The organism is Edaphobacter sp. FHG110511_03, assembly GCF_059115365.1.
The window spans coordinates 433,527-447,880 of sequence record NZ_JBZYWL010000003.1; the positions used below are offsets into that span (position 1 = coordinate 433,527).

Genomic DNA, 14,354 nt, shown 5'->3' on the forward strand with positions numbered 1-14,354 from the left:
GGTTCGCTGTTTCCGAAGTCTGAAGTCGTTTTCGAAGAAGCAAAATGGGGCGCACGGGAGATCATTGCGGGTAGTATAGCCGCTGCCTAAGGCACCCGTTTGCAGCGGGCGTGGATACAATCAAATTGGAGCGATAGACAATCATGGTGATCGGTGTACCAAAGGAAGTGAAAGATCACGAAAGCCGTGTGGGTGTGACCCCGGCTGGAGTGAAGGCGCTAGTGGAGGCAGGACATAAAGTTCTGGTGGAGCATGACGCAGGGGCGCTCTCCGCGATGCCGGATGACGAGTATCAGGATGCGGGAGCGGAGATTGTGGGTTCCGCGTATGATGTCTGGCGCCTGGCCGATATGGTGGTGAAGGTAAAGGAGCCGATTGAAAAGGAGTACAGGCACTTCCGGGAGGGGTTGGTGTTGTTTACGTACCTCCACCTTGCTCCGCTGGAGGAGTTGACCAATGCTCTTCTGGAGAAGAAGGTTACCGGGATCGCCTATGAGACTGTCCGGGATCGTGCCGGCACGCTACCCCTGCTGACCCCGATGAGCGAGGTCGCAGGCCGGTTGAGTGTGCAGGTGGGCGCGGAGTATCTGACCAAGGAACATGGCGGCCGCGGCCTGCTGCTCGGCGGGGTTCCGGGGGTCCCCCCGGCGTCCGTTTGCATCATCGGAGGAGGAATTGTAGGCACAAATGCCGCCAAGATCGCTCTGGGGATGGGGGCGAAGGTCACGCTGATAGACCTGAACCTGAACCGCCTGCGGGAACTGGACGATATCTTCAATGGGCGGGTCTTCACGATGGCATCAAACAGCTATAACATCAGCCGCGCAGCGTGCGAGGCCGACCTGTTGATTGGCGGCGTATTGATTCCAGGAGCAGCGGCTCCCAAGATTGTGACCAAAGCTATGGTCGCGAAGATGAAGAAGGGCGCCGTGATTGTGGATGTTGCGATCGACCAGGGAGGCTGCATTGAGACCGCGCACCCCACAACGCACAGCGACCCCTCGTATGAAGTGAATGGCGTAGTGCATTATTGCGTGACAAACATGCCTGCTGCCGTTCCGAACACGTCCACACTGGCTCTGACGAACGCGACTTTTCCTTATGTGATGAAGCTTGCGAAAATGGGCGCAAAGGCCGCAATTCAAGAGGACAAGGGGATTGCGGAGGGCGTGAACACCTATGATGGCATGCTGACCTACGAGGCAGTCGCGGCCGCACAAAAACGGGAGTGGAAGAAAGTAGCAGAGCTGGTCTGACTGTTTGAGCGGAGGTATCGATGAACGATAACAAGCGGAAGGTGCTGAGCATCGCGCTGGGAACCTGCCTGCTTGTGTTGCTGGCAGCCCTGGCAGCTCTGAATGCGTTCAATAAGCGATTCCTCGATCCCGAGACGACGGGGCAGATCTTTATCTACACCGGTCTGTCGATTGTGGCGTTTCTGCTCTTCGTCGCCGTGCTGGTTATGCTGGTCCGCAATGTATTGAAGTTGTATGCAGACCAGCGTAGCCGTGTGATGGGGACAAGGCTGCGTACGCGGATGTTGTGGGGAGCAGTGCTGGTGAGCCTGCTTCCTATCTCGTTCATGTTCGCGTTCAGCTATCTGCTTTTGAATCGCGCGGTCGAACGCTGGTTTTCGCAGCCGGTGACGGAGATGCGGGACGCGAGCACGAATATGGCATTCGAACTCGCACGGTACACGACGGCGAACGCCAGAGCGGAGGCGGAGTCCATTGTTACGACTCTGCCAGATCCCGGCGGGCAGCAATTGGCGTCGAAGTACTCGAGCGAAGTGCAGACCATTCTGCGCCGGCACGAGATTACCCTGCAGAGCGGATTTGTGGTGGTCTATCGCGATCAACGATTTGTGGCGTCGTTTCAGGTTCCTGAAGGAGATGGAGCTGAGGCTCGCGTAAAGCCGTGGGTTCCGGAGAGAGGTAGCCTCGGGAAGAATGCGAAGCGGAGTTCCGATATTGTTGCCGATGCAGTGGGTGGTTCGAAGAATGATGCGATTCTCGCGGCAGCGCGACGGAGCGATGCCCCCGCTTTCAGCTTAGGGGATATGGATTACGCTCTAGGCACGGCGACAGCGAAAGAGGGAGTCGTCGTAGTGGTGGGACTGCCGATGCCGCATGGGATGGCGGATACGATGAGCAGTCTTCGTGCTGCGGCCGATACTTACTGGGCGCTCTTCCGCAGCAGGCGTCAACTGCGGAATCTCTACATGCTTTTGCTGTTGATGATGACAAGCCTGGCACTATTTTCCTCAAGCTGGCTGGCGCTCCACCTGTCCAAGCAGGTGACGAAGCCAGTGGAATCGCTGGCAGATGCCATGGCCGCGATAGCGGCTGGAGACTATGCGCATCGCGTGAAGGAGAGCGCCACCCAGGAGTTAGGGGAGCTGGTGCGGAGCTTCAACCACATGGCCGCCGATCTTGAAGGAAGCCGCAGGGCGGTGGAGGAGTCCACGATCCAGCTAAGTGCGGCGAATGCGGCGCTCGAGGCGCGCAGGGGCGAGCTTGAGACGATGCTCGAGACCATTCCGAACGGAGTAGCTACCCTGGACGCCGACCGGCGAATCATCCTGACGAACCGGGCACTGAGCGAGATGATCGATCCGGGAGGGCAGCGGCCGTTTTTGGGACTGGCGATGGAAGAGGTCTTCCCTGTCGATGTGGCGGAAGTACTGGACCGTCTGGTCAAGCGAAGTCACCGGATGGGTTCTGCCTCGAGCGAAATCGAGATGGCGGTTCCAAGGGAAGAAGGGTTTGGAGCCCCGCGCAACCTTCTTGCAACGGTAGCCTTGCTCGAGACCCCTATAGGGAATGAACGGATGCGACGTGAGCACAGGGGATATGTGATCGTGCTTGAGGATGCGACGGAGCTTCTACGGGCGCAGAAGCAGTCGGCGTGGAAGGAAGTGGCACGACGGGTAGCGCATGAGATTAAGAATCCGTTGACGCCGATTGGCCTGAGTGCGGAGCAGATTCGCAGGCATATCGACCGGCTGGCGGAGACGCTGCGCTTTCATCAGCTCGATTCGCCCTCTCCAGGAGTGATTCGGAGATGCAGCGAGGTAATTTCGAGCTCTGTAGAAAGCATGCGCTCGCTTGTCGACCAGTTCTCTGCGCTGGCGGAGTTTCCGACTGCCCAGCCACGGCCTGCGGACCTGAACACCATCGTAGAGAACTCGTTGGCGATGTTTGCAGGACGCATGCAGGCGATCACCGTCGTCAAACGGATGAGCAAGGGGCTTCCGCTGGTGATGGCCGACCCTGAGGCTTTGAAGCGCGCCCTTGGCAATCTGATCGACAATGCGGCCGAGGCAATGCAGTCGAGCTTGTTGCGAGAGCTCAGGATTACGACGAGCCTATTGGAAACAGGCATGGTGGAGTTGACCATCGCGGATACCGGCTCCGGTCTGACAGACGAGATGCGGGAGAGATTGTTCCTGCCCTATTTTTCTACTAAACAGCGCGGCACGGGGCTGGGGCTGGCGATTGCGGCGAAGATCATTCAGGAACACCAGGGAACGATTCGCGCGGAGAAGAATGTCCCGGCAGGAGCAAAGTTCATTCTCGAACTGCGCGCCGTAACCGTGGTGGACGGTGAACCGGAGGCTTCCCCGGCGGTCAATATGAATGGAGGGGTGACGGCTTGAATCATGTACTGATCGTCGACGACGAGGGAGAGATCCGCGAATCGCTCGAGGGAATTCTGCGCGAAGAGGGCTACCTCGTAACCACGAGTGCGACCGCCGCTGAGGCGCTGGAGTTGGTGCGCGACGCTGACTACGATGTGGTGCTCCTGGACATCTGGCTTCCGGACCGGGATGGGCTGGAGACACTGGGTGAGATCCGCCGGATTGAGAATGCAAATATTCCGGAGGTGGTGATCATTAGCGGTCACGGCACGATCGAGGCTGCTGTGCGTGCGACTAAGCTGGGCGCGTACGACTTTCTGGAAAAGCCGCTGTCACTCGACCGCACGCTGATTGTCGTCAAAAATGCGATGCGAGCGCGACAGATGCGTGAGGATAATGCAGAGTTCGCGCGGCAGCTTTCGACAAGGGGAAACGTAACTGGTCAAAGCGTGGCGATGAAGGCGCTACGCCAGCAGATTCAGTTGATGGCGCCGACGAATGGACGAGTGCTTATCTTTGGCGAGAGCGGTACGGGCAAAGAACTGATTGGAAGGGCAATGCATTCCGCAAGCCTGCGGAAAGAGCGACCCTTTGTAGAGCTGAATTGTGCGGCTATTCCCGAGGACTATATCGAGAGCGAATTGTTCGGCTATCGACATGGGGCAGTTCAAGGCGGGCCGCCGGAGAAGCGCGGCACCTTCGAACGTGCCGATGGAGGGACGTTGTTCCTGGACGAGGTGGGCGACATGAGCCTGAAGACGCAGGCCAAGGTACTGCGTGCTCTCGATGAGCAAAGATTTCTTCCGGTGGGCGCGTCGCATCCTGTGCACGTAGATGTACGTGTGATTGCCGCGACGAATAAGGATCTCGAAGAGGAGATCGCTCGCGGTAACTTTCGCGAAGACCTGTTTTACCGCCTGAACGTAATTCCGTTTTATGTTCCACCCTTGCGTGATCGGAAGGAAGATATTCCGCTGCTGGTGAAGGAATTTCTCGAAGAGTTTGGCCCACGCTATGGGCGGCCGCACATGGAGATGGCCGAAGAGGCCCTGACGGCTCTTCGACAATACCACTGGCCGGGCAATGTACGTGAGCTTCGCAACCTGGTTGAGCGAGTGCTGATTCTGAACCCGAAGGTGCAACGCATTGAGAAGAAGCATCTGCCGATGCTGGTCTATCGCGGGCCGAAGCTGACGGAGTCAGGAAGAATCAATACGAAGACGGAGGAGTTCTCGAGCCTGGTGGAGGCACGAGAGGCTTACGAGCGTGAGTTCATCCTGAAGAAACTGGATGAAGTGCACGGCAACGTAAGCCGCGCCGCGGAAGGGTTGGGGCTGGAGCGAAGCCATCTCTATCGCAAGATGAAAGCGCTCGGAGTCAGCGTTAAAGAGTAGCTTCGGACATCAGACAAACTGATTGAGATTCATGCCGAGCGAATATGCTTCTGTGTCGGCTTCGATCTCCTGCCATGTCACGGTGCGTCCCGTCTCGGCGGATTTGCGGGCCATGATGCAGCTGCGAGCTGTTTCGACGCCAGCGACAATCTGATTCTGGAGCTTGCCGGTGACGATGCTCTGGACGAAGTCGCGGTCCTTCATCGCGTCGGCTTCGGCGAGGTTATCGCTGAAGGCTCCATTGGCGGCAAATTGGCCAGTAGACGCTGGTGTACCTGAATTCCAGGTCCATGGCTGGGTCCCGCGAATCTGAAGGGCCCCGCTGTAAGGAGCATCGGCGAGTCCCTCAGAGCCGAAGAAGCGCTCAGAGACGTCGAAGAAGTGATTCTTGTTGAACTGCGTTGAGGAGAAGCTGAGTTCGATATCTCCGGGGTAAGTAAAGATCACCTCATAGTTGTCGGAGGTATTCCCAGGATTTTGAACCACTTTGCGGCTGCTCTTGCCATAGGCGGCGATCGGATGCGTACCCATCACCCAGTTGCAGATGTCGATGACATGAATGTTCTGCTCCAGCAGCATATCGCCGGAGAGATTGCGGTAGAGCAGCCAGTTTCGCAGGCGGTATTCATCGGACGAGGGTGCGCCGCGATCGACCATCACGGCGGGAGGGGAGTTGTAGAACGCTGCGATCTGGGCGATCTTTCCGATCTGTCCTTCATGAATGCGTCGCACAAGCTCGACGAAAGGGGGCGCGGAGCGAATCTGGAAGCCGACGGCCATGCTCACTTTTCCATCTTCACGGCGGCCTATGTCGAGCGCCCGGCGGGTCTGTGGAATATCAACTCCGACCGGCTTCTCACAGTAGGCGTGTTTGCCCGCAGCGGTTATGGCGTCGAGATGCTCAACATGGAAGAAGGGTGGCGTAGAGATCTGTACCGCATCGACCTCCTTGCAGGCCGCGATGGCTTTATAGGCTTCGTGGCCGTGGAAGGTGCGTTGGGGATCGATAGCAGGCAGATTGAGAGAGGCATTGATGGCATCGAAGTGCTGCTTCCCGGCAGCAAGCTGGTCGGGAAAGATATCGGCAAGCGCGACGATCTCAACCCCGGCATTCTTCGCGAACGAGGTCGCTACGGCTGTGCCGCGCCGGCCGCATCCCAGAAGACCCCAGCGTACTCGGGAGTTTGCAGCGTAGCTGAATGCGGTTTCGGGCTTTACGAACATCAGGCCGTAGGCTGTGGCTGCTCCCTGTACGAACTTGCGTCGATCCATTTCGATGTGACCCTTCTAGGTTTTATTAGGTGTTTTTGAGCTGCGCGAGGATGCGCTCCAGATAGACCTTCTCCTGGCGAACGTCTTCCACTTGCTGCGGTCCGGAGGTCTCGCGCTCGATGCTGACGGCACCCTTGTAACCGGCCGCGCGAAGTCCGCTGAAGACCTTGGCGAAATCGACCTCGCCTTTGCCGATGACGACTTCTTCACCGAGTTCCAGAGGATTCGTCGGCCACTTGCCATCCTTGGCGTGCATGGCGCGCACATAGGGGCCCAAAATCTTGACTGCATCGACAGGGTTGGCCTTGCCATAGAGGATCAGGTTCGCCGTATCAAGGCCCACGCCTAAGGCAGGATGGTTGATGTCGCGGATAACTCGCAACATGGTCGTTGGAGTCTCCTGACCGGTTTCCATCAGGAAGCTCTGCCCATTACCGGCACAGTGTAGGGTTAGCTCCCGTATAGCCTGGACCGTTTCCTCGTAGAGTGCATCCTTCGGGTTTTCCGGAATGAAGCCGCAGTGGGTCTGGACTTTGTCGATACCGAGCTGTTTTGCGAAATCGGAGACCTGCTTCAGCGCATCGATGCGTGCGGCTCGATAGGCCCGCGGAACAACGCCAATCGTAGAAGGGCCATCCACGAAGTTCCACTTAAGCGGTAGGGGGCGAACGACCTCGACTGTGGTAGCGACGATCTGGTGTTTGTCGAGCGCGTCGCGCATGGTAGTTGCTAAGGCGGGCGTGAATTTGCCGATGTAGTCGTCTAGCGAGAGGAAGCAGGTGGGGATGTCGAGCTGGCGGACGAGAGCTATCTTCTGTTCGGGATTGGGGAATGGCTTGATGAGTAGGCCCAGAGCGAAGGGCTCATACTTCTTCGCTGCCGTGGGCTGGGCGGTGATTTCATGCGTAAGAGCGAGTGCGGCCGCAGCCTGAGTCGTGAGTTTTAGAAACCTGCGTCGATCGGTCTTCAGGCCGGAGGCCAGGGATTCGGAGTCCAACAGTTCTCCACCTTTCCTTGATGTGTATATGCGGAAATGTGATGCTGCCGTTAGCGATTACGAAGCCAAATCTTTCACGTGGGAGGAGAATATGGTCTTTTTCCGGGGAGCGTCAAGTCTGGGCTGAGGTTCTCACTCTTCAGTTTGTTTCGCAGCAATCTCTTCTAACTGACGACGCCAGTCGAGATCTTCGATGAAATCGGCGGAGCTGCGCCAGTCCTCGTGAATCTTGACGAAGAGCTCGAGGAAAACCCTCGTGCCAAGTAGGGATTCGATCTCCTTGCGTGCCGTGGTGCCGATGCGTTTGAGCATCTCGCCGTTCTTTCCGATGAGGATGGCTTTTTGCCCAGCTCGTTCGCAGAAGATGGCGGCTGCGATTTTGGTGACGGGCAGCTTGCCGTCCTTTGTCTTCCTCATCGACGCAGGCTCTTCGAACTTCTCGATGACGACTGCGGTGGCGTACGGAACCTCTTCGCCTGTCAGCAGAAGAATCTTCTCGCGGATGATCTCGGCCACCAGAAAACGCTCGGGTTGGTCAGTAAGCTGGTGCTTTGGAAAGTAGCGCTGGCCTTCGGAGAGTTGTGCCACAGTCTGATCGAGAAGAAGATCAAGGCCCTGCTTCTTTCGCGCCGAGATGGGGATGACAGCAGCGAAGCTGTGCATGGAGCTCCAATGAGCAATCAGCGGAAGGAGATCGGCTTTCGCCACAGCATCGATCTTATTCAGGACGAGGATCACGGGGCAGGTGAGCTTGAGCACAAAGGACAAAGCGAAGTCATCTTCTGCAGCGGAGAGTTTACGGCGCTGGGCGGTGGGAGACTTGTTGGTGCCATCGTTCTCCTTGGGAAGACGATGTGTGACGTCTACGAGGAAAAACACAAGGTCGCGCGACTCGAGGGCATCATGGACCTCCTGCATCATGCGGCGATCCAACTGAGTGGCAGGTTTGTGGATGCCAGGGGTATCGACGAGGACGACCTGCGCGGCGGCACGGCCAGGGTCGGTGGAAGTTTTTTTGCGGAGAGGGACTTCCAAAACGCCGTGGATACGGGTGCGCGTCGTCTGAGGTTTGTGGGTGACGATTGCGAGCTTCTGGCCGAGAAGAGCATTGAGCAGGGTCGACTTGCCCGCGTTGGGGCGGCCGATGATGGAGACGAAACCGGAGCGAAATGCCATTCCCCTTATTATGCGCTGGGAGCGGTGACTAGGACTGCGTACGCGCGCAGTTTCTATTTTCCCTTTTCCTGGGCAGACGTCTCTTTCAGGTATTCGGCGCTCAAGGTACCCTTCTCTTTTGCCTTCCCAAGCAGCGTGGGGTAGAACTGCACAAATGTTGTATCTACCGCTGCATGCTGTTGATGGCAGGAGTAGCAGTCCGCCGTGCGCTCAAAAGGCCGTCCGCTTACCTGGTTCTTGAAGTCGTAAAAGGTCCAACCGCTCTTTGAGGAGTCCTTGACGTGAACCTCCAGCCCCATGATCTCTGCGGACTGGGTATGACCGCGTTTGTTGATGGAAGCTGCACCTTCCGCTCCACGGATCTCGAGAATCAGTACCGTTTTGTCAGGCCAAGTGCCGGTTTCGCGGAAGACACGATAGGCGCTGGGATTAACAAAGACGTTGTCGAATCTGGAGTGTGACGGATTCTCCGTGGCCGAGTAGCTCATGTCGATTCCGGAGGTAAGAAACACCCACTCACGGTACCTATCGGGGAATTTCAATTCGCCGTTTGCCGTGTAGGCCGGTCCATCGTCAGCAGCCGGCGCATTCGATGTCTGTTTCGCAGACGGAACGGCAAAGAAAAAAAGAAGCAGCATCGAAAGAAGCATATGTGTTCCTTCTTTTCAAAGAAGATTTTTTTGGGATTGTACGCGGGAACCTTGGATTTTGGCCCTTTTTGATTGATCAGATTCGCCTGGGCTACACTTCTCGCGTATGGAAAATGGCGTCTTACATCTCTCATGGGGAGATAATCTTACCCCCATCCTGTTTGCAGGCAGGTAGATGCGCGGATGAGAACCTGCTGGATCTCGGCCGCGTTGCTTTGCACCACCCTGCCGGCTATTACTCAGAGCACACCTGTCTTCCGTTCAACCGAGATTCATCCTGACCGGACCGTAACCTTTCGCTTCTTCGATCCAAAGGCGAAGCGCCTGGATCTGGTGCTGGAGAACCGCCCCGACCGGATCCCAATGCAGAAAGAAAACAACAATATATGGACTGTGACCACTGCACCGTTAAGGCCGGAGATCTACGGTTATCGCTTCGCCATTGATGGACAGGCGAAGACGGTTCACGATCCTCAGAATCAGGCGCGGCGATATGGAAACGATCTCCTTCTGATCCCGGGCAGTCCCCCGGAACCCTGGGAGGATGCTGGAGCGCCGCGAGGTGCTGTCAAAAGTCATGAGTATGTATCGAAAGTGGTTGCAGGGCTACCGGGGAATCTAAGCGAATTCGTGGTCTATACGCCTCCAGGCTATGACGCGAAGGCGAAGCCGTATCCCGTGCTGTATCTGCTTCATGTTTGGGGAGACCGGGCCGATAGCTGGGACAAATTTGGGCAGGCAAACCTTGTACTCGACAATCTCATCGCGCAGGGTAAGGCCCGGCCCATGATTGTCGTCATGCCTCTCGGGTATGGAGAGATGAAATTTGCTGATAATTATGAGCTGTGGAATGATCACGCCGCAGTGGAGCGAAACCTGAGACTGTTTGAAAAAGCCCTTCTCACAGAGGTGATGCCGCTGGTCGAATCGATGTATAACGTGCGAAAGGATTCGGACGGGACAGGAATCCTGGGAGCCTCGATGGGTGGTCTCGAAAGCGTCATCGTCGGCCTGAATCACCGTGACCGCTTCGGATGGGTAGGAGGAGAGAGTTCGGCATTGAAAAATCTGGATTTCGAGGCTGAAATACCGTCATTTACGAAATCCGCCCGCAGGGTTTGGATGGTCTGCGGCCAGGAGGATGAGCTGCTGGAGAGCAACCGACGGTTTGCATTCTGGCTTCGAAGTAAGGGGCAGCCGGTCGAACTGCGGGAGCCAGAAGGAACGCACAGCTATATCATCTGGCGCGAGGGGTTGGTGCAGTTTGCCTCGAACCTCTTCTGATTCCGTTTCGGGCTCTACGCGGCAGGCATCACAGATGCCAATCTGCGCGATAGGCTCACTCGCGGGATAATTAGGAAATTCCCATGGAGTCTTTCTTCTCTCGATTCAAAAATGTGCTGGTTCTGGTGGCTGTGCTGCTGGCACAGACCATCGGCTTGGCAATTCAGGTGCGTCGGCCGGCGGAGGTAGGCGCTCCGGACGGGAGGAAGGTGACCCTGCTGCGGTCCTGGGTTGTGGCTGCGGTAACGCCTTTCGAGCGGTTCTTCCACGGCATTGGCCATAACGTTCGCTTTGGCTGGTCGAACTACGTCGACCTGCGTGACACGCGCCAGCGGAATCAGGAGTTGAAAGACGAAATTGCCCGGTTGCGCCTCGAACAAGCGCAGCTGGCCGAAGATGCGCTTCAGGGACATCGGCTTCAGACCTTGCTGAATTTTCAGCGAAGTTACGTGAGTTCGACAGTTGCCGCGCAAGTGATTGGAACCAGCGGCACGGATCAATCGCGTGTGCTGTACATCGACAAAGGTGCCAATGACGGTTTGAAGATTGATCAGGCCGTGATGACGCCCGATGGAATCGTGGGCAAGATTCGCGCGGCGTTTCCGCATACCGCTCAGGTACTGCTGATTAATGATCCGACTTCAGGTGCTGGAGTTCTGTTGGCGTCTACGAGGATTCGCGCCATTCTGCGCGGCAGCCAAGGCGGACACGTCGTGATCACCAACCTGACACCCGATTCTCGCATCAAGCCAGGGGAGAAGGTGCTGACCTCGGGCGGAGATCAGATCTATCCGCGCGGTTTGAGCGTGGGAACCATCGAATCGATTGCAGCGGACCCGGAGCACCAGCCTTATACGGTGATCCAGATAAAACCATCCACAAACCTCTTTCAATTGGAGGAGGTTCTGGTGATTACCGGGACCCAAGGCGATCTTCCGTTGCTTGCGCAGAAAGATCTGGCGAAGGGGGTCGCAACTGCGAAGGAGATGGCAGCAGCCAAGGCTGCCGCCGAAGAGGAAGCGGCTGAAGCCGCCGCGCAATCCGCGGCACAGATCATCTCTGAAAAACTGCCGAGCGTTCACGATGGAGAGCAAGCGGGTACCGACGCTCCCACCGATGCGGCCAAAGCCGCGGCGACAACCCCGGCCGTTCCGAAACCGTCGCAAACTCTGCGTCCTGACCGCTATACATCGGGCACGACTCCCCCGGCATCTTCTCTGAAGCCCGGCGCGGAACATGACGCAACTTCCTACTCAGCACCCTCCGCGCCGGTACCGCCTACCAAACGTGCCGCTCCGCAGGCCCGGCCTGAAGGAGACGAGGATGGGAGCGCGCCGGCAACCAATCCGCGACCCTCCGCCAGACAGAATCAACCGAAGCCAGAGAACGTCAGTCCGGACAACTAACTACCTTATGCCCAGTCTTAGCTATACATCCCGCCGAGAGCTCGAAGAACACAGTTTTTCGCCTGCGGTCACGCTGCTTGTGCCTGCGGCGTCCATTGTGCTGCAAGTTTTGCTTTCGAAGCTCTACTGGCGATTTTCGATGTTGGACCTCCCACTGATCGTGGCGATTTTCTTTGCCGTGTCGCGGCGAAGCCCCGCAGTGGGAACTTTGACCGGTGCAGCGATCGGTTTGGTGCAGGATGCCCTGACAGGCCGGCCCATCGGAGTCAATGGCATGGCAAAGTCGGTGATCGGATACATCGCCGCAAGCATTGGGGTTCAGGTGGATGTGGATAGTCTGACTACCCGGCTTGTGATGAACTTTGCATTTTCGATTTTGAATAGTGTCATTCTGTTTTTGATTGGACGCAGGCTCCTGGGGGTAGCGGAGATTCATCTGCAGCTGATTCCGGAGCTGCTTCGCGCCCTGGCGAATACCTGCGTGGCGATTCCGGTCTTTCTTCTGCTGGACACCACCAAAAGGGCGGATTGACGGGATGCGACGTCTAATCTACATCTCAGGAGAGATATGGAGCTGAATCCGCAAACCGAACTAGCGCTGGGGAAGCACGAGAAGCTGCCCCTGGGCAAGCTGCATATTGCGCAGTATCTTATTGCGGCGCTGCTTGTGGCGCTCTCCATCGGTCTGTGGCGGCTGGAGATCGTGAGCGCAGACAATTTTCGGGCCATGGCCGAGGCAAACCGGATTCGCAAGGTCCCGGTGATGGCTCCGCGGGGAAGACTTTTCGATCGCGAGGGGCGGCTTTTGGTGGATAACTATCCTTCAGTCTCGTGCTATCTGCTTCGGGAGCAGATGAAGGATCTGACCGCCGATCTGCCAAAGATTGCCTCCGGACTGCACCTCACGGTCGATCAGATCGAACTGACGATCAAGAGATACCAGTCCTCGCCGAAGTATCAGCCCATTCCCTTGAAACAAGACATTACCCCGGACGAGCAGGCCTTCATTGAGGCGCATCGAAACGAGCTGCCCGAGCTGGAGACGCTGGAAGAACAGCGAAGAGTCTATCCTCGCGGCGGATTCGCGGCGCATCTGATCGGATACGTCGGGGAGATCTCGGAAGAGGATTTGAACAAGGAAAAATACGCCTTCTATCAGCCGGGCGATGTTGTCGGAAAGTCGGGAGTAGAGGCGACCTACGACGCCCTCCTGCGTGGAGTGGACGGCAGCCGTGATGTGGTCGTCAACTCGCATGGCAAGGAGATTGGCCACCTGGGAGAGACGATGGCCCAGCCCGGCAAAGACCTGAAGTTGACAATCGATCTAGATATCCAGATGGCGGCCGAGAGGGCCATAGAAGGGAAGAACGGCGCAATTGTTGCCATGGACCCGCACACCGGCGAGATTCTGGCATTGGCCTCGCGCCCGACCTTCGATCCCAACCAGTTTGCCGTAAGGCTCTCAAAGAGCTACTGGAATGAGATTCTGACCAACCCCGAGCACCCGCTACTGGATAAGGCGATCCAGGCGCAATTAGCTCCGGGGTCTACATTCAAGATCATCATGTCCGTCGCCGGTCTGCAGGAGGGCATCGCACAGACCATGCACGTGCCTTGCAATCACGGGGCGACCTTCTACGGGCACTATTTCTCCTGCGACCGCAACCACGGCATGGTGACGATCGACAACGCGATCCCTTATTCGTGCGATACCTTCTACTACACGCTCGCCAACCGTCTCGGGATTGACACCATAGCTCGGTACGCCACGTCTGTAGGCATAGGGCAGAAGACCGGCATCGACCTTCCCGACGAAGCCACCGGCATCATGCCTTCGACGGCCTGGAAGCTCAAGTCTCAGCATGAAAAGTGGTACGCCGGAGAGACGATATCGGTCGGTATCGGTCAGGGCGCCGTCACGGCAACTCCCATCCAACTCGCCCGGGCGCTCTCCGGCATTGCCTCAGGGGGAGTCTTCCGCCGTCCGCATGTCGTCTTCCCGGATGAGGTTCCTCCGGATCAATTGGAGGCGATTCATGAGACCTTTCCCGGTTCCGGCGAGAAGACGATTCCTCTTTCCACCGAGAACTGGCAGATCATCACCGATGCCATGTACAACGTGACATCTTCACCGATTGGGACTGCCTACGCCGCCCGCCTGGAAGGCATCGACTTTGCAGGCAAGACCGGTACGGCAGACATCGTCGGCGGGCGCGAGAAGAACAGCAAGAACAAGAACACCATTCCAAACGCATGGTTTGTAGGAATGACACCTCGGCGCAACCCCGACATCGTAGTAGCAGTTCTTTGGGAGCACGGCTATTGGGGCAATAACTCCGCCAAGCTGGCCTCGGGAATTATCGACACCTTCGTGGGAAAACAGCGGAAGAATGCCAATAACATACGGATCGCCACAGTCGCTCCTGCACCAGTGACCGCAGGAGCAGCAGAGTCCTGGGATGGTGCTGCGAAAACTTCAGGTGCTGATCAGTCCAACTGATCAACGGATCTTTGTTGCGAGGACGATGGGGAGCA

At 57.2% G+C, this 14,354-nt stretch carries 11 protein-coding genes; 7 read left to right on the forward strand and 4 right to left on the reverse strand.

The genetic code is table 11. The annotated features are described in order from the left end of the window. Positions 1–143: 143 nt before the first annotated feature. The 3 genes from ald to AC5S26_RS15250 are packed head-to-tail and all read left to right on the forward strand — an operon-like array spanning position 144 to position 5,034. The gene (gene ald / locus AC5S26_RS15240) at positions 144–1,256 is read left to right on the forward strand and encodes an alanine dehydrogenase (protein WP_494185760.1); all 1,113 of its coding nucleotides are present in this window, start codon (positions 144–146) and stop codon (positions 1,254–1,256) included. A 20-nt stretch (positions 1,257–1,276) separates the two neighbouring features. Then, a complete protein-coding gene (locus tag AC5S26_RS15245) occupies positions 1,277–3,658 on the forward strand; it encodes a sensor histidine kinase (RefSeq protein WP_494185761.1) in 2,382 nt (793 codons plus the stop codon). Next, positions 3,655–5,034, forward strand: coding sequence for a sigma-54-dependent transcriptional regulator (locus AC5S26_RS15250; RefSeq protein ID WP_494185762.1), 1,380 nt, complete (start codon positions 3,655–3,657; stop codon positions 5,032–5,034). Before AC5S26_RS15245 ends, AC5S26_RS15250 begins: the two co-directional genes overlap by 4 nt. A gap of 9 nt (positions 5,035–5,043) precedes the next feature. Here AC5S26_RS15250 and AC5S26_RS15255 read toward each other — a convergent pair whose 3' ends face one another. The 4 genes from AC5S26_RS15255 to AC5S26_RS15270 form a co-directional block, all read right to left on the reverse strand. Continuing rightward, positions 5,044–6,306: a Gfo/Idh/MocA family protein gene (locus AC5S26_RS15255; RefSeq protein WP_494185763.1), complete on the reverse strand. Its 1,263-nt coding sequence runs from the start codon at positions 6,304–6,306 to the stop codon at positions 5,044–5,046. 25 nt (positions 6,307–6,331) lie between these two features. Next, positions 6,332–7,303 (reverse strand): sugar phosphate isomerase/epimerase family protein, encoded by a 972-nt coding sequence (locus AC5S26_RS15260; protein WP_494185764.1) that lies wholly within the window; start codon positions 7,301–7,303, stop codon positions 6,332–6,334. A 132-nt stretch (positions 7,304–7,435) separates the two neighbouring features. Further along, positions 7,436–8,479: a GTPase Era gene (gene era / locus AC5S26_RS15265; protein WP_494185765.1), complete on the reverse strand. Its 1,044-nt coding sequence runs from the start codon at positions 8,477–8,479 to the stop codon at positions 7,436–7,438. A gap of 53 nt (positions 8,480–8,532) precedes the next feature. Continuing rightward, a complete protein-coding gene (locus tag AC5S26_RS15270; RefSeq protein ID WP_494185766.1) occupies positions 8,533–9,129 on the reverse strand; it encodes a cytochrome P460 family protein in 597 nt (198 codons plus the stop codon). Positions 9,130–9,312: 183 nt separating this feature from the next. Here AC5S26_RS15270 and AC5S26_RS15275 point away from each other — a divergent pair, with 183 nt between their 5' ends. From AC5S26_RS15275 to mrdA, 4 genes are all read left to right on the forward strand, one after another. After that, positions 9,313–10,413, forward strand: coding sequence for an alpha/beta hydrolase-fold protein (locus AC5S26_RS15275; protein WP_494185767.1), 1,101 nt, complete (start codon positions 9,313–9,315; stop codon positions 10,411–10,413). Between the two features lie 83 nt (positions 10,414–10,496). Continuing rightward, on the forward strand, positions 10,497–11,819 hold the full coding sequence (mreC, locus tag AC5S26_RS15280; RefSeq protein WP_494185768.1) for a rod shape-determining protein MreC: 1,323 nt from the start codon (positions 10,497–10,499) through the stop codon (positions 11,817–11,819). Between the two features lie 7 nt (positions 11,820–11,826). After that, on the forward strand, positions 11,827–12,351 hold the full coding sequence (gene mreD, locus AC5S26_RS15285; RefSeq protein ID WP_494185769.1) for a rod shape-determining protein MreD: 525 nt from the start codon (positions 11,827–11,829) through the stop codon (positions 12,349–12,351). A gap of 36 nt (positions 12,352–12,387) precedes the next feature. Beyond that, entirely contained in the window at positions 12,388–14,319 is a 1,932-nt protein-coding gene (gene mrdA, locus AC5S26_RS15290; protein WP_494185770.1) for a penicillin-binding protein 2, read from the forward strand. Positions 14,320–14,354 lie beyond the last annotated feature (35 nt).